Consider the following 15,585-nt stretch of genomic DNA (forward strand, 5'->3'; position numbering starts at 1 on the left):
TATTAGAAACGCCGGCATGGACACGCTGAGCCTGATCCTCGACGACATCCGCCTGAAGGGCGCCGTGTTCCGGCACTACGAACTCGCGCCGGCCTGGGCGATGCGCCTGGAAACGCCCGGGCTGTCCAGCTTCCACATCGTCACCCGCAGCCAGGCCTGGCTGCTGCGCGAGGGCGAGGCGCCCCTGCTGCTGCAGGCCGGCGACCTGGTGCTGCTGCCCCGGGGAATCGAGCACCGCGTGCAGGACGGCCCGGAATCCAGGGCCGCAGCGCGGAACATGCTGCCGGACCTGGACAACCCCTCCGATGAGGCCATGCGCGTGGGCGAGGGGCCTGCCGGCACCGGCCTGCTGTCCGGCTACTTCCGCTTCGAGGTGGAGCTGGCGCGGCCGCTGATGGCCGCGCTGCCGCAGCTGCTGCACCTGCGCAGTCTCGGCAGCAGCCCGCCGGTCTGGCTCCGCGTTGGGCTGGAGTTCATTGCCGACGAATTCAGCCGGCCGCGGCCCGCGCGGCAGGCGATCGTCAACCGCATCGCCGACATCCTGCTGATGGAGTTCCTGCGTCATCACGTGGAGAGCCTGCCCGAGGGGTCCGGCAACTGGCTGCTGGCCCTGCGCGACCAGGCACTGTCGGCGGCGCTGTCGGCCATGCACCGCGAACCGCAGCGCGCCTGGACCGTGCCGGAACTGGCGGATCTCGCCTGCCTGTCGCGTTCCGCCTTTGCCGAGCGCTTCACCCAGGTGCTGGGCCAGCCGCCGCTGGCTTACCTCACCGAGCACCGCATGCGCCTTGCGGCCTGGCAGTTGCGCTCCGGCAGCCAGTCCGTCGCTCGCATCGCAGAGGCCAGCGGTTATGCCTCCGAAACGGCCTTCAGCCAGGCCTTCAAGCGGGCCTATGGCAGCAGCCCCAGTGTGTGGCGCCGGGAGCGCCAGGGGTAATTCCGCCTCCATGGCCGCAACGGACGGTGGAATTGTCATGAACTTGGGGTAAAGTCGGGCCGCTAACGTTGCGGTCGGACGGTTTCGGCCGCCACACCACCACTGGCGTTGAACAATCACCCGGACGGATCCGGGGCAAAAAAGGGGAGAGTTGTCCATGCACATGCGGAATGCTGCCGCGCTGGCGATGCTGGTTTCGGCGCCGGCCTTTGCCATCACCACCCAGGGCTACGATATCCCGTATGCCGGCGTGTTCTACGGCTACGAGATTCCCGATAGCTCCCGTGACTCCGACGGCGCCGACGGCCTGCAGATCAACATCGGCAGCTCGATCGACTGGGGCACCAACAACGCCATCGAACTGAGCCTCTACGACGCCGGCCGCAAGCGCGACGTGGATGGCGGCAAGGACTACCAGACGGCCTTCTTCGTCGACCTGGTGCACCACTACGCGGCCACCAACGGCGGCATCCAGGCGGTGCCCAAGTTCACGCCCTACGTGCTCGGCGGCGTCGGCGCCATCCAGGAAGACGTGGGCGGCGACGACCACATGCACCTTGGCGGCAGCGTCGGCGGCGGCCTGTTCTTCCCGCTGCCCTGGCACGGCCTGGCGGTCCGCACCGAGGCCCGCGCCCAGCTCCAGCTCAACGACAAGTCGGTGGACGGCGAGGACTTCCTGATCGACTACCGCCTCAATGTCGGCCTGCAGATTCCGCTGTACTTCCTGTCCGAGGGCGGCTTCACCCCCGCCCCGGCGCAGGAATGCGTCGTCACCGTGGTCGATCCGGTCACCGGCCGCAAGGACTGCGCGGTGGACAGCGATGCCGACGGCGTCAACGATACCGCCGACCAGTGCCCGAACACGCCGGCGGGCGTGGCGGTGCAGGCCAACGGCTGCCAGTAAGCTTCAGGCTTGCCCCAAAAAGCCCCGCCTTGGCGGGGCTTTTTTTGTTTCAGGCCGCGCTCCGCGGCCGGGTGGCCAGGCGCAGCACCTCGCCATAGCCGGGCGGCTCGGCGGTCTCGCCGCGCTGGCGCAGCAGGGCATGCAGCTTCGGCAGCCGGTAGAACGGCACCGAGGCCATCGCATGGTGTTCCTGATGGTAGTTCACGTTCATCGGTGCGAAGAACAGCCGCTGCCAAGCCCTGGCCCGCGTGGTCCGAGTGTTCTGGAACATGTCCGGTACGCGCGGCAGCATGCCGTGCTCGGCGATCGAACGGATGCGGACGAACAGCGGGAAGGGCGTGATGTAGGCCAGGACCCACAGCAGATAGAGCCAGGCGTGGCCGCTGGCGGCCAGGACGCCGGCCAGCAGGGCATTGGTCAGCAGCATGCCTCCGGCATTGCGCAGGAAGTCCTCCGGGTAATTCCACCAGCGCCGGCCTTCCTGAGGCAGCTTCTTCACGTCATTGGCCACGGTCCATTTCAGGACGCCGGCATCCATCAGCAGCAAGCCCAGCATCAGCTTCAGGCCGGTGTATCCGGAGAGGTCGCGCAGCATCTTGCGGCGCAGCGATGCCGGCGTGGTCGGATAGCCGGCATGCAGGGAGATGTCCGGATCCTCGTCGCTGCCGGTGCGCGTGTGGTGCACCAGGTGATGGGCACGGTACTTGTGCAGGTTCTGCCAGACCGGACGGGCGCAGAACCAGTCGCCGAAGAAGTCGTTCAGCCGGCGTGTGCGGAACAGCGTGCCATGCGCGGCCTCGTGTTCCAGGATCGCCAGCGCCAGCTGCCTGCCGGCGAGCAGGGGCAGCGCCAACAGCACCGTCAGCACGCCCGGCCACCGGGCGACCATCGCGAAGCTCGCCGCGATCAGCCCCCAGCAGGCTGCGACCGCCAGCAGGCCGCGCGCATCGGAGCGGGCCGTGAGTCCGGCGAGCTCTTCCGCAGACAGCAGCGCGCGTAGGCGACGCCGCGTGACGGAGGGCAGTTCGGTGGGCGTGGAGGTGGGGGCATCAGCGGACATGAGATCCCTCGGCAATCAGGTGATCGATTCTTACTTCACGAAAATTAAAATGACTACATGTGTAATATTACAGTAAATGCCATTCGCTGCAATTGGTGGAAATCAATGCCCGGGCGGCCGTTCGGCGGTCCCGGCTGGCATTCCATCGTGCTCCGGCGGGCGGAACCAAATCGCCGGAGCAGACTCAGAACCTCTCCTCTCCCAAGGAACCATTGGCCCGCCTCGCGCGGGCCGCTCTTTTTTCGCGGGCAAAAAGAACCCCGCGGGAGCGGGGTTGGGGAGTAGGTGGGCCAGGGCCCACCCAGGGAGAAATCCGCGCCGAGGCGGGCGGAATGGGTGGACTCTGGCCGCGTCATGTTGCTGCTGCTGTGGCCGGCGTCACAGTCGGTGAAGCTGTCGGGGTTTCCCTACGAGGTGACGGGATTTTGGCTGGCGGGCGTCCCGGCCTCAGATGCCGGAGGGGCTGAAATGCCGCCAGGCCCAGGCCGCGCTGGCCGCTGGAATGCCATACAGGAACAAGCTGCGCCAGCAACTCTTCCCGGAGCGGGTAGCCCTGCGTGAGGCCCCGCCGCCAGGGTCGTGCAGTGAAAACGCCACCGTGTGGTGGCGTTTGTTGTTGGTGGAGGTGAGGGGAATCGAACCCCTGTCCGTCAGCTTTCCGCCCTTGGATCTACATGCGTAGCCTTCTCATTGATTTTGGTCTTCGGCTGCCGGAGGGGCACGGAACGCCGTCGCTTATCCCCTTAAGTGTTTAGCAGATCGGCCAAGGGCGGGCTTCACTGCGAGTTGATGAGAGTCGACATCCGATTCAGGGGCATCAACACCGTCTGGTCGGACGCTCGCCGGGATTAGGCGGCGAGGGCGTAGTTGGAGTCGTTCGCAACTAGCTTGGTTGCCACGGGATTTACGAGGACATGACACCTCGGCATGCACTTCGGGTTTCCAACCGGCGTCGAAGCCAAGTCACCCCCTGTGAACCTGTATTGTAACACTCAGACCCTAGGTGGGGGGCGGGGGTTCCGGAATCAAGGGCGGGAAGCCCCTTGGCCGTAGCGACGCGAGCCACGGCGCCGCGAAGCAGCGCCCGGGCGAAGTCGGCGCAGCGATTGGCCGGACGGCGCCCGATCAGGTGAGCTAGGCCCGCTTCCTCATGATCCGCTCCTTATCCCTTTGCCAATCGCGCTCCTTGATGTCGGCGCGCTTGTCGTGCTGCTTCTTGCCCTTGGCCAGGCCCACCTGCAGCTTGGCGCGGCCGCGGGTCCAGTGCAGGTCCAGCGGCACCAGGGTGTAGCCGGCGCGCTCGACCTTGCCGATCAGCATGGACAGCTCGCGCTCGTGCAGCAGCAGCTTGCGGGTGCGGGTGGAGTCGGCGATCTCGTGGGTGCAGGTGTGCTTGCCCGGCGTGAAGTGGGCGCCGATCAGCCAGGCTTCGCGGTTCTTCAGGACGACGTAGGCTTCGGTGATCTGCGCACGGCCCTCGCGCAGGCTCTTGACCTCCCAGCCCTGCAGCATCAGGCCGGCCTCATGGCTTTCCTCGATGAAGTAGTCGTGGCGCGCGCGGCGGTTCTCCGCGATGCGGCGCTCGCCATCCTTCTTGCTGTCTTCCTTCTTGCTCATCGGGGAATTATAGGCTGCGCGGGCGTCCGGCGTTCCGGCATGCCCTGAATGGGGGCGTCCGCCGCCGATCCAAGAGGATCATGCGCATGGCCCGGTTCCCGCTAGACTATCCGCATGAACATCCGCGAAAGCAGTTACGGCTATTGGGGGTCGTCGCGCAGCTTCCTGTGGGTTGCCGCCGGGGCCACGGTGGGCATCGGCAACGTGGCGCGCCTTCCGTACCTGATGGGCGAGCACGGCGGCGCGGTCTTCCTCGGCTTCTACCTGCTGTGCCTGCTGCTGGTCGGCTTGCCGCTGCTGGCCACGGAATGGGTGCTGGGCCGCTGGATGCGCGATGACGTCATCAGCGGCTTCCGCCGCGTGGTGGACGCGGCCGGCGCCTCGCGCTTCTGGGTGGTGATCGGCTACCTGTCGCTGGCCAGCGCGGTGATGGTACTGTCCTACTACAGCGTCATCGCCGGCTGGAGCCTGGCCTATGCCGTGCGCGCCGCCGGCGGGGTCTTCGACGGCATCGGCGTGGAGCATGCGCGCGAGGCTTTCCTGAGCTTCGCCCAGGATCCGGAGCGTGCGCTGTCCTGGCACACGATCTTCATGGTGACGGCCTGCATCATCGTGACGCACGGCTTCCGTGACGGCATCGAGCGCGCCGCCCTGCGCCTGCTGCCGACGGCCTTCCTGGTGGCGATCGGACTCTGTGTCTACACCATGCTCACCGGCAGCACCGCCGAGGCGCTGCGCTTCCTGCTGACCCCGGACTGGCAGAAGTTCGGCTGGCGCGGCGCGCTGGAGGCCCTGCAGCAGGCCTTCTTCACGATGGCGCTGGGCATCGGCTCGATGCTGGCGCTGGGCAGCTACCTGCCGGCGCGTGCGCCGCTCAAGCGCCTGGCGCTGGGAGTGGTGCTGATCGACACGCTGTTCAGCCTGCTGGCGGGCCTGGCGATCTTTGCGCTGATCTTCAGCGCGGGCGTGGAGCCGGCCAGCGGCGTGGCGCTGCTGTTCCAGGCCCTGCCGGCGGCGTTCCCGGCCGGCGTGGTCGGCATCGTCGTGGCGCTGCTGCTGTACACCATGCTGTTCATCGTCACGCTGACGGCCGCCAGCGCGCTGCTGGAAACCACCACGCGCTACCTGATGGACCGCTTCCGCACCACGCGCGTATTCGCTGCCACCTCCAGCTCGCTGCTGATCTGGTTCCTGGGCCTGGGCACCCTGCTGTCCTTCGGCGTGCTGCAGGACGCGACCCTGATGGGCCGCAATTTCTTCGGCTGGATGCAGTGGCTCACGGCCAACTGGTTCGCACCGGCCACGGCGCTGCTGATCTGCATCTTCACGGCGCGGATCATGCCGGAAGAGATGGCGCGCTCGGCCTTCGGCGAGCGCGAGGGCTGGCTGTTCAGCCTCTGGCGCACGCTGCTGCGCTACCCGACGCGCCTGGCGCTGATCATCATCCTCGGCTACTCGGCCGGCCTGCTCGACTGGATCGCGGAACTCTGGGGCTGATGGCGACGCTGGAACGATCCGCGCTGCTGCGCTTCCCCGCGGCCGCCATGTACGAGCTGGTGGCCGACATCGAGGCCTACCCCGGCTTTCTTCCCGGCTGTGTCGCCGCCGCCGTGGAGCATCGGGAGGACGAACTGGTGAGGGCGCGCCTGGGCTTCAACGTCAAGGGGCTCAAGGACAGCTTCGCCACCGAGAACCGCCTGCAGCCGGGCCGCAGCATCCGCATGCGGCTGGTCGACGGGCCGTTCCGCCAGCTCGACGGCACCTGGGAGTTCCTGCCGCTGGCCGAGGATGCCTGCAAGGTGACGCTGAAGCTCTCGCTGGATTTCGGCAGCCGCATCCTGGAGGGCACGCTGTCGCCCTGGCTGGACCGTGCGGTCAACGGACTGATCGAGGCTTTCCGCCGCCGGGCGGAGGCGCTGCATGGCCAGCGCTGAGGCGATCCGCGTGGAGGTGGCCTATGCGCGGCCGGAGGAACAGCTGATCCTGGAACTGGAGGTGCCGGCCGGCACGCCGGCGGCCGAAGCGGTGCGTCGTTCCGGCATCCTCGAGCGCTTTCCGGAGATCGACCTGGCCAGCAGCCGCCTCGGCATCTTCTCGCGCCCGGTCGCGGCGGAGGAGCCCCTGCACGATGGCGATCGCGTGGAGATCTACCGGCCGTTGCTGGCGGACCCCAAGCAGGTGCGGCGCCAGCGCGCCGCGGCGGCGCGCAAGCGCTAGGCGCTACTTGGTCACCCGCTTCTGCACCGTGGCGGCGGTGAAGAAGTCCGGCTTGTAGTCCGGCGTGAAGTCGTAGGGCTTGTCCTCGTTGAACATCGCCGTGACGAAGTAGCGGCCGCTGTCGAAGTGGTAGATCACTTCCGGTGCCGCCGAGCTGGCCAGGATGTTGGTGCCGAACTGCGTGTGGCCTTCCTGGAACTGGTAGAGCTCGCCGCGGTTGTTGTAGTTGTCGACCATGACGATGTTCCAGCCGTCCTCGTCGAGGTAGAAGCGGCGCTTCTTGAAGGTGTGCGCCATGCCCGGTCGCAACTCGGCATCGACCACCCACACGCGATGCAACTCATAGCGCGGCAGGTCCTGGTTCAGGTGCCCCGGGCGGGCCAGCTGCGAGAAGCGGATGGTGTTGCTGCCGATGCGGTGGGAGTTGTACGGAATGACCATCTCGCGCTTGCCCACGAGCTTCCAGTTGTAGCGCTCCAGGGTGCCGTTGAACATGTCCACCTGGTCGTAGAACTGGCTGCCGTCGGTGCCCTCGGCCGGGTTGTCGCAGCAGACCGTGGGTGCGCGGCGGACGCGCTTGATCGCGGGCGTGTAGAGCCAGGCGGCGCGGCCCTCGCTGCCGGTGCCGGCCCGGTCGTGGACCAGGATCGTGGTGCCGGCGACGCGCGGCGGGGCGATGGTGGAGGCGAGATAGCGCAGGAACTCGGCATCGCCGCGATGCAGCGTCACCGGCTTCTTGATCGAGCCGTAGGTGAACTGCACGTCCTCCAGGATCTTGGTCAGCTGGTACTGGCCGTTGGCCTGCACGATCATCTGGTTGTTGTAGCGGCGCACGGCGTCGCCGCGCCAGCGCAGCTTGTGGTTCCAGATCGGCTCCGGTCCGGACTTGGGGATCGGGAAGGGCACGCCCACGCTGCAGCCGTCGAGTTCATCCAGGCCGTGCAGTTCGCAGAGGCTGGCGTTGGCCTTGGTGGCGGCGTAGATCGCCTCGGGCATCGCCACCGGGCGGTGCGAAGGGTAGACCAGCATCTTGTAGGTCGGGTGCAGCGACAGCAGCTTCTTGTGGCCTTCCGACAGGCGCTCCAGCGAGCGCGACATGTTGGACGCGGACAGCACCAGGATCGGCTGCTCGGAGTCGATGACCGGGTCCGAGAAGAACTCTCCGCTGAGCTTGCCGCGCTGCTTGCCCGGGGTCCAGGCCGGAATGCTGCCGTCCTTGCTGCCGGCACGTTCGGCGCCGACCGGGGTCAGGGGGCCGCCGAGCCTGGCGGCCTCGGCGATGTCGGCCTTGGCGGCGGCCGGGCCGGCCAGGACCAGCAGCATCAGGGCCGCCGCGATCCGCAGACTGGAACGGTTCATTCTGCTCTCCCCTCGAGCCATGTTGAGGACGCCGCCCCTGCGGCGTCGCGGGCCCGGTCGTGGCCGGGCCTTGGATGCCGCCTCAGGGCGCGCTGCGGTCCGGCGTCAGGATGACGCCTGATTCCTTGCCCTGCTCGCTCTCGATGCGCGTGTCTTCGGCCTGGGCCTTCTTGTCCTCGCGCAGCACGGTCTTCACGTCCGGGTTTTCCAGGGCCTTGTCGCCGTCCGGCGTCTTGACACCGTCCATGCGGGCGACCTTGTCGCTCTCGAACCAGATGCTGACCACGCGGGAGGAAACCTTGCCGCGGGGCGACTTGTAGTAGCCCACGTAGTCCCAGCGGCGATCCTCGAAGGGGCTGGCGGCCACGGGGGTGCCCATCAGGAAGCGGACCTGCTCCCGGCTCATGCCGACCTGGAGCTGGTCGAGCTGCTTCTGCTCGATGACGTTGCCCTGTCGGGTGGGAAGCTTGTAGACAATCTGGCAGGCGCTCAGGGCCAGGGCCGTGAGAACCAACAAAATAACGCGCATGGGTTGATGCCTCGTAGGGGAGTGCGATAATACCGGAAATCCTTCCTTTGACAGGCATCCCGTGGAATCGTCCGATCTTCGCAGCGCCGGCCTCAAGGTCACCCTTCCGCGCCTGAAAATCCTGGAGATGCTGGAGAGCCATCCGGCCCGCCACATGTCCGCGGAAGACATCTACCGCAAGCTGATGGACTCGGAGGAAGACATCGGCCTGGCCACCGTCTACCGCGTCCTGACCCAGTTCGAGGCGGCCGGCCTGGTCAAGCGCCATCATTTCGAGGGCGGCCATGCCGTGTTCGAGCTGGAGCGCGGGCCGCACCATGACCACATGGTGAATCTCGACACCGGAGAAGTGGTGGAGTTCGTTTCCGAGGAAATCGAGAAGCTGCAGAAGCAGATCGCCGAGAAGCATGGCTTCACGGTGGAGGACCACAGCCTGGTGCTGTACGTCCGGCCCAAGGGCGGCAAGAAGAAGCCGTAGGGCTTTTTATCCCTCTCCCGCAGGGGAGGAAACGCGGATCAGGCTTTCGCCGCTCGTTGCAGCAGGTCCTTCGCGTGGTTCAGCGCCGCGCTGGTGATCTCCACGCCGCCCTGCATGCGGGCCAGCTCCTCCACGCGCTCCTTGTCGGCCAGCGGCCGCACGCGGGTGTAGGTCTGGCCTGACTTCACTTCCTTGGCGATGGCGAACTGGCGGTGGCCCTGGGCGGCCACCTGCGCCAGGTGGGTCACGCAGAGCACCTGGCCCTGCTGGCCGCCCAGCTCGCGCAGCTTCTGGCCCACCACCTCGGCGACCCCGCCGCTGATGCCGGCGTCCACCTCGTCGAAGATCATGGTGGCGGCGCCGGAGCGCTGCTGGCCCACGACCTGCACCGCCAGGGACACGCGCGACAGCTCGCCGCCGGAGGCCACCTTGGCCAGCGGGCGGGGCGGCTGCCCCGGGTTGGCGCTGAAGTCGAAGCGCACCTCGTCATCGCCGCTGGCGCGGGGACGGCCCTCGGCGTCGCTTTCCACCACGGCCAGGAACTGGGCATTGGCCATGCCCAACTGGCGCACGATGGCCGAAACCTGCTCGCCGAAGCCCTTGGCGGCCTTGCGCCGGGCCGTGCCCAGTTTCGCGGCGGCTTCGCGGTAGCGCTTCAATGCCGCGGTACGGCGTGCCTCCAGGGCCTCCATCTGGCCGGCGGCATCTTCCAGCCCCCCCAGCTCCTCGCGCAGGCCGGCCAGCTTCTCCGGCAGCTCCGCGGGACGGATGCGGTGCTTGCGCGCCAGGTCGTGGATGTCGGCCAGGCGCTGCTCCAGCTGCTCCAGCTGCTCCGGGTCCAGGTCCAGGCGGCCGAGCAGGCGGCTCAGCGAGTCGGCGGCCTCGCGCACCTGGGCCTGGGCGCTTTCGGCCAGGTCCAGGGCTTCGCGGAAGCCCTCGTGCAGCGGCACCAGGCCGGTCAGCAGGGCGCTGGCGGTGGCGAGCTGGTCGTAGAGGCTGGCCTCGGCGCCGTAGAGCAGTTCCCGGGCCTGGTTGCCCTCCTGCAGCAGGCGCCCGGCATTGGCCAGCCGGCGGTGCTCGGTCTCCACCTGTTCGATCTCGCCTTCGCCCAGGTTCAGGGCTTCCAGCTCCCGCAGCTGGAAGCGCAGGTAGTCCAGCTGCGCCGGGTCGCGGCTGCCGGCGTTGCGCAACCGCTCGATCTGCCGTTCCACCTCGCCCAACTCCCGGGCGGCGTCGCGCACCGCGTCCAGCGCCGCCCCATGCCCGCCGAACTGGTCGAGCAGGCCGCGCTGCACCTCGGGCCGCAGCAGGGTCTGGCTCTCGGACTGGCCGAAGATCTCGATCAGGCGCTCGCCCAACTCGCGCAGCGGGCCGGCGTTGACCGGCTGGCCGTTGACGAAGGCGCGGGTGCGGCCCTCGGCATAGACCACGCGCCGCACCAGGCAGCGGCCCGGCTCGTCCTCGTCACGCAGTTCCTGCTCGGCCAGCCAGGCGGCGGCATCGCCGGCGTCGTCCAGCGCGAACTCGGCACTGACCTCGGCCTTCTCCTGGCCGCTGCGCACCAGGCTGGCGTCGGCGCGGCTGCCGACGATCAGGCCGATGGCGTCGATCAGGATCGACTTGCCGGCACCGGTCTCGCCGGTCAGCGTGGTGAAGCCCCGGCCGAAATCCAGGGCCAGCTCGTCGATGATGGCGAGGTTCTTGATCTGCAGGTGGGTCAGCATGGGAAAGCGGGTAAGGGTCAGCCCGGCGTGCGCTGCGCGGGGCCGCGGCCCCAATGAAGTTTGTTGCGCAACAGGTTGAAGTAACTGTAGTTCTTTGGATGTATCAGGCTCAGCGGCCACTCGGCGCGAGACACCTCCACGGCATCGCCCGGCTGCAGGATCTCGCTGGTCTGGCCATCGCAGGTCAGCATCACGCGGGAGCCCTCGTGGCCGCCGAGCACGATGCGGACGGCCTGGCTGGCGCTGACCACGATCGGGCGGTCGGACAGGGTATGGGGGCAGATCGGCACCAGCGCCAGGGCGTCCAGCGACGGGTGCACCACCGGGCCGCCGCCGGACAGGGCATAGGCCGTGGAGCCGGTGGGCGAGGCGATGATGAAGCCGTCGGCGCGGTGCTGCGAGATGAATTCGCCCTCGATCCAGGTCTCGAACTCCACCATGCGGATGGCCGCCTGGTTGCGGATGACCACGTCGTTGACCGCCAGGGTGGACTGCTCCGGCTTGCCGTTGCGCAGGATGCGGCAGCGCAGCAGCAGGCGGTCCTCGCGCAGGTATTCGCCGCGGAAGATCGCCGCCAGGCTCTCGCGCATGTCCTCGGGCGTCACGTCCACCATGAAGCCGAGGCGGCCCTGGTTGACGCCCAGCAGGGGCACGCCCGCCGGCGCCAGCTCGCGGGCGGCCGACAGCAGGGTGCCGTCGCCGCCGACCACCACGACCAGGTCACAGCGCTTGGCCAGTTCGGCGCGGGTGACGAAGCTCACCGGCTCGTCGACCAGGTCGGCGCTGTAGGTATCCACCAGCACGTTGCGATCCAGCTCCGCCAGGTGACGGCACAGGGCATTGAGCACGGGCGCAACCTGGGGGCTGCGGTGCTTGCCGATCACACCGACGGACTTGAAATGGGTCATGGGAAGCTTGGAGACCGAGATGGCCGGAAAATACCATGAAACCTCGCGCTCCTGATGCGTTCGTGCTATTGAATTGCCGCAACAAGTCCTTCATTTTTTAAGGTATGTCTAACCCATTGGACTCCCGCGCCGCCGAGCTGCTGAAGCTCTTGGTCGAGCGCTACATCCACGATGGCCAGCCGGTCGGCTCGCGCACGCTGTCGCGCATGGCGGCGCTGGGACTGTCGCCGGCGACGATCCGCAACGTCATGGCCGACCTGGACGAGCTGGGCTTCGTCGCCTCGCCGCATACCTCCGCAGGCCGCATCCCCACTACCCGGGGCTACCGCTACTTCGTCAACAACATGCTGGCGCCGGAACCGCTGTCCGACACCGAGCGCGAGCACATCGTCGATACGCTGGTGCCGCACCGCGCCCGCTCCGAGGCCGACCTGGTGCAGGCGGCCTCCGCCCTGCTGTCGCAGCTGTCGCACATGGCCGGCGTGGTCACCGTGCCGCGCCGCAACCTGGCGATCCTGCGCCAGGTGGAGTTCCTGCCGCTGTCCGGCAACCGCGTGCTGGCCATCCTGGTGGTGAACCAGGCCGAGGTGCAGAACCGCGTGATCCATACGGATCGCCCCTATGGCGCGGATGAACTGGGCCGCTATGCCGCCCTGCTCAACGAGCAGTTCGCCGGGCGCGACCTGGTGAGCCTGCGCAATGCGCTGATGAGCGATGCCCTGGACACCCAGAACCGCCTGAACCTGCACCTGCGCGATGCCGCCTCCATGGCCGAGCAGGCGGTGACCGGCGAGCGGGCGCCCGACTACGTCCTGGCCGGCGGCAGCAACCTGATGGGCTTCCAGGAGCTGGCCGACGTGCAGCGCCTGCGCGGCCTTTTCGATGCCCTGGACCGCAAGCGCGACCTGCTCAACCTGTTCGACCAGTGCCTGGGGGCGGACGGCGTGCAGATCTTCATCGGCGACGAGTCCGGCTACCGCGTGCTGGACGAGTGCAGCGTGGTGACCGCCCCGTACTTCGTCGAGGGCCAGGTGGCGGGGGTCCTGGGCGTGATCGGCCCGACCCGCATGGCCTACCACCGCATCATCCCCCTGGTCCAGGAGACCGCCCGGGTGCTCACCCAGGGCTTGAAAACCGGCGGCTAGCCCCCAAAACCGCTGTCAGGAGACGCCCGCGGCAGGCGCGGGCGGCTTTTTTTCATTATCCTGCGCGCCCCTGAACGGGCTCCAAACCCGCTAGAACCTTCAAAAACGCCGACATGACCACGCCGGAAACCCAGGCCACCGCGGACGAAGTGCCGCCGACCAACGATCCCAATGCCGAGATTGCCGCCCTCAGCCAGGAGCTGGAGCAGGCCCGGGCCGAGGTCGCCGCCGCCAAGGACGCGCAGCTGCGCGCCGCCGCGGACCTCGAGAACACCCGCCGCCGCCTCGAGCGCGACGCCGCCAACAGCCTCAAGTTCGCCAACGAGCGGGTGCTGGGCGACCTGCTGGCGGTGGCCGACAGCCTGGAACTGGGCCTGAAGGCCGCCGGCGAAGGCGAGGGCAGCGCCAAGGCCCTGGCCGACGGCATGCAGCTGACCTACCGCCAGCTGATGTCGGTGCTGGAGAAGCACGGCGTCAAGCAGATCGACCCCACCGGCCAGCCGTTCAACCCGGACCATCACCAGGCCATGACCATGGCCGAGTCCGCCGAACTGCCGGCCAACCACGTCCTCAGCACCATGCAGAAGGGCTACCTGCTGCACGAGCGCCTGCTGCGCCCGGCGATGGTCGTGGTGTCCAGGGCGCCGGCCACGGCGGCCTGATATACGGTTGTGCAGTGGCCTCTTGAATCGCCATTCCGCGCCATCAAATAACGCACAAGCAAACGAAATTCACGGAGTACCTGAGCAATGTCCAAGATCATCGGTATCGACCTCGGCACCACCAACAGCTGCGTGGCCGTCATCGAAGGCGGCAACGTCAAGGTCATCGAGAACGCCGAGGGTGAGCGCACCACGCCGTCCATCGTGGCCTACACCGACGACGCCAACCCGATCACCGGCCGCGCCGCCAAGCGCCAGGCCGTGACCAACCCGCACAACACCCTGTTCGCGGTGAAGCGCCTGATCGGCCGCCGCTTCGAGGACGCCGAGGTGCAGAAGGCGATCAAGCACTCGCCGTTCAAGATCATCAAGGCCGACAACGGCGACGCCTGGGTCGACGTCAAGGGCAAGAAGCTGGCCCCGCAGCAGGTCTCGGCCGAAATCCTGATGAAGATGAAGAAGACCGCCGAGGACTACCTCGGCCACCCGGTGACCGAGGCGGTCATCACGGTGCCGGCCTACTTCAACGACAGCCAGCGCCAGGCCACCAAGGACGCCGGCCGCATCGCGGGCCTGGAGGTCAAGCGCATCATCAACGAGCCGACCGCGGCCGCGCTGGCCTTCGGCCTGGACAAGGTCAAGGGCGACAAGAAGATCGCGGTCTATGACCTCGGCGGCGGCACCTTCGACGTGTCGATCATCGACATCGTCGAGGCCGACGGCGAGAAGTCCTTCGAGGTCCTGGCCACCAACGGCGATACCTTCCTGGGCGGCGAAGACTTCGACCACCGCGTGATCGAGTACATCGCGGCCGAGTTCCAGAAGGAGCAGGGCATCGACCTGCACAAGGACCCGCTGGCCCTGCAGCGCCTGAAGGAAGCCGCCGAGAAGGCCAAGATCGAGCTGTCCTCGACCACCCAGACCGAGGTCAACCTGCCGTACATCACGGCGGACGCCTCCGGCCCCAAGCACCTGAACATCAAGCTGACCCGCGCCAAGCTGGAGTCGCTGGTGGATGACCTCATCGCCAAGTCGATGGAACCCTGCAAGATCGCGCTGAAGGACGCGGGCCTGAAGGCCAGCGAGATCAGCGACGTGATCCTGGTCGGCGGCCAGACCCGCATGCCCAAGGTGCAGGAGGCGGTCAAGAACTTCTTCGGCAAGGAGCCGCGCAAGGACGTCAATCCGGACGAGGCCGTCGCCGCGGGCGCCGCCGTGCAGGGCGCCGTGCTGTCCGGCGACCGCAAGGACGTGCTGCTGCTCGACGTGACCCCGCTGTCGCTGGGCATCGAGACCCTGGGCGGCAAGATGACCAAGCTGATCGAGAAGAACACCACGATCCCGACCAAGAAGTCGGAGACCTTCACCACGGCCGACGACAACCAGACCGCCGTGACGATCCAGGTCTACCAGGGCGAGCGCGAGATCGCCTCGGCCAACAAGTCGCTGGGCCGCTTCGACCTCACCGGCATCGCGCCGGCGCCGCGCGGCATGCCGCAGGTCGAGGTGATCTTCGACATCGACGCCAACGGCATCCTGCACGTCACCGCCAAGGACAAGGCCACCGGCAAGGAGCAGTCGATCCGCATCACCGCCAACTCGGGCCTCTCGGAAGAAGAGATCCAGAAGATGGTGAAGGACGCCGAGGCCCATGCCGAGGAAGACAAGAAGTTCAACGAACTGATCACCGCGCGCAACCAGGCCGAGGGCATGGCCCATGCGGTCGAGAAGTCGCTGAAGGACCTGGGCGACCAGGTGCAGGCCGACGAGAAGAAGGCCATCGAGGACGCCCTGGCCGCGCTGCGCGAGGCGGTGAAGGGTGACGACAAGGCCGACATCGAGGCCAAGACCACGGCCCTGACCGAGGCCTCCGGCAAGCTGATGGAGCGCGTCTACGCCGCCAAGGCGGCCGAGGGTGGCGCTCCGGGTGCCGAGGCTCCGGGCGCGGCACCGGGCGGCTCCCAGGACGGCGACGTCGTGGATGCCGAGTTCACCGAGGTGAAGGACAAGAAGTAAGGCCCGCAAGCGGGATGAAGGGGTGAGGT

15 protein-coding genes and 1 other RNA gene are annotated in these 15,585 nt (G+C 67.7%); 9 read left to right on the forward strand and 7 right to left on the reverse strand.

Going from position 1 to position 15,585, the window contains the following annotated elements:
* The first annotated feature begins 16 nt into the window (after positions 1-16).
* Together C3942_RS14960 and C3942_RS14965 are read left to right on the forward strand one after the other, a co-directional pair.
* Complete coding sequence (locus C3942_RS14960; RefSeq protein ID WP_104231159.1) at positions 17-937, forward strand: AraC family transcriptional regulator; 921 nt, start codon at positions 17-19, stop codon at positions 935-937.
* A gap of 157 nt (positions 938-1,094) precedes the next feature.
* Entirely contained in the window at positions 1,095-1,841 is a 747-nt protein-coding gene (locus C3942_RS14965) for a putative outer membrane beta-barrel protein (RefSeq protein ID WP_104231160.1), read from the forward strand.
* 49 nt (positions 1,842-1,890) lie between these two features.
* Here C3942_RS14965 and C3942_RS14970 read toward each other — a convergent pair whose 3' ends face one another.
* The 3 genes from C3942_RS14970 to smpB all read right to left on the reverse strand — a co-directional run bounded on the left by C3942_RS14970 (position 1,891) and on the right by smpB (position 4,518).
* Positions 1,891-2,901, reverse strand: a complete 1,011-nt coding sequence (locus tag C3942_RS14970) for a fatty acid desaturase family protein (protein ID WP_104231161.1) — start codon at positions 2,899-2,901, stop codon at positions 1,891-1,893.
* A 617-nt stretch (positions 2,902-3,518) separates the two neighbouring features.
* Positions 3,519-3,872: a transfer-messenger RNA gene (ssrA, locus tag C3942_RS14975) on the reverse strand.
* 163 nt (positions 3,873-4,035) lie between these two features.
* Positions 4,036-4,518 (reverse strand): SsrA-binding protein SmpB, encoded by a 483-nt coding sequence (gene smpB / locus C3942_RS14980; RefSeq protein WP_104231162.1) that lies wholly within the window; start codon positions 4,516-4,518, stop codon positions 4,036-4,038.
* 114 nt (positions 4,519-4,632) lie between these two features.
* On the opposite strand from smpB, the gene C3942_RS14985 reads away from it, so the two are divergent.
* Genes C3942_RS14985 through C3942_RS14995 form a run of 3 tightly spaced genes read left to right on the forward strand, consistent with a single transcriptional unit; the run spans position 4,633 to position 6,735 of the window.
* Entirely contained in the window at positions 4,633-6,015 is a 1,383-nt protein-coding gene (locus tag C3942_RS14985) for a sodium-dependent transporter (protein WP_104231163.1), read from the forward strand.
* On the forward strand, positions 6,015-6,452 hold the full coding sequence (locus C3942_RS14990; RefSeq protein ID WP_104231164.1) for a type II toxin-antitoxin system RatA family toxin: 438 nt from the start codon (positions 6,015-6,017) through the stop codon (positions 6,450-6,452). The genes C3942_RS14985 and C3942_RS14990 overlap by 1 nt, the downstream gene beginning before the upstream one ends.
* Positions 6,439-6,735: an RnfH family protein gene (locus tag C3942_RS14995; protein ID WP_104231165.1), complete on the forward strand. Its 297-nt coding sequence runs from the start codon at positions 6,439-6,441 to the stop codon at positions 6,733-6,735. Before C3942_RS14990 ends, C3942_RS14995 begins: the two co-directional genes overlap by 14 nt.
* A gap of 3 nt (positions 6,736-6,738) precedes the next feature.
* On the opposite strand, the gene C3942_RS15000 is transcribed toward C3942_RS14995, so the two are convergent.
* Positions 6,739-8,094 carry a DUF1329 domain-containing protein gene (locus C3942_RS15000; RefSeq protein WP_104231166.1) on the reverse strand — a complete coding sequence of 452 codons (1,356 nt, stop codon included), beginning with the start codon at positions 8,092-8,094 and terminating at the stop codon, positions 6,739-6,741.
* 82 nt (positions 8,095-8,176) lie between these two features.
* Positions 8,177-8,623, reverse strand: coding sequence for an outer membrane protein assembly factor BamE (locus C3942_RS15005; protein ID WP_104231167.1), 447 nt, complete (start codon positions 8,621-8,623; stop codon positions 8,177-8,179).
* Between the two features lie 61 nt (positions 8,624-8,684).
* Between C3942_RS15005 and fur the strand changes: the two genes are divergently transcribed.
* The gene (gene fur / locus C3942_RS15010; RefSeq protein ID WP_104231168.1) at positions 8,685-9,101 is read left to right on the forward strand and encodes a ferric iron uptake transcriptional regulator; all 417 of its coding nucleotides are present in this window, start codon (positions 8,685-8,687) and stop codon (positions 9,099-9,101) included.
* A 38-nt stretch (positions 9,102-9,139) separates the two neighbouring features.
* Here fur and recN read toward each other — a convergent pair whose 3' ends face one another.
* Positions 9,140-10,825, reverse strand: coding sequence for a DNA repair protein RecN (gene recN, locus C3942_RS15015; RefSeq protein WP_104231169.1), 1,686 nt, complete (start codon positions 10,823-10,825; stop codon positions 9,140-9,142).
* Positions 10,826-10,842: 17 nt separating this feature from the next.
* Positions 10,843-11,733 carry an NAD(+) kinase gene (locus C3942_RS15020; RefSeq protein ID WP_104231170.1) on the reverse strand — a complete coding sequence of 297 codons (891 nt, stop codon included), beginning with the start codon at positions 11,731-11,733 and terminating at the stop codon, positions 10,843-10,845.
* A gap of 104 nt (positions 11,734-11,837) precedes the next feature.
* Between C3942_RS15020 and hrcA the strand changes: the two genes are divergently transcribed.
* From hrcA to dnaK, 3 genes are all read left to right on the forward strand, one after another.
* Entirely contained in the window at positions 11,838-12,878 is a 1,041-nt protein-coding gene (gene hrcA, locus C3942_RS15025; RefSeq protein WP_104231171.1) for a heat-inducible transcriptional repressor HrcA, read from the forward strand.
* A 113-nt stretch (positions 12,879-12,991) separates the two neighbouring features.
* The gene (gene grpE, locus C3942_RS15030; protein WP_104231172.1) at positions 12,992-13,540 is read left to right on the forward strand and encodes a nucleotide exchange factor GrpE; all 549 of its coding nucleotides are present in this window, start codon (positions 12,992-12,994) and stop codon (positions 13,538-13,540) included.
* Between the two features lie 87 nt (positions 13,541-13,627).
* Positions 13,628-15,556, forward strand: a complete 1,929-nt coding sequence (gene dnaK / locus C3942_RS15035; RefSeq protein WP_104231173.1) for a molecular chaperone DnaK — start codon at positions 13,628-13,630, stop codon at positions 15,554-15,556.
* Positions 15,557-15,585: the final 29 nt, after the last annotated feature.

The sequence above is a fragment of the Solimonas fluminis genome (assembly GCF_002930645.1).
In the GTDB taxonomy this organism is placed as follows: domain Bacteria; phylum Pseudomonadota; class Gammaproteobacteria; order Nevskiales; family Nevskiaceae; genus Solimonas_A; species Solimonas_A fluminis.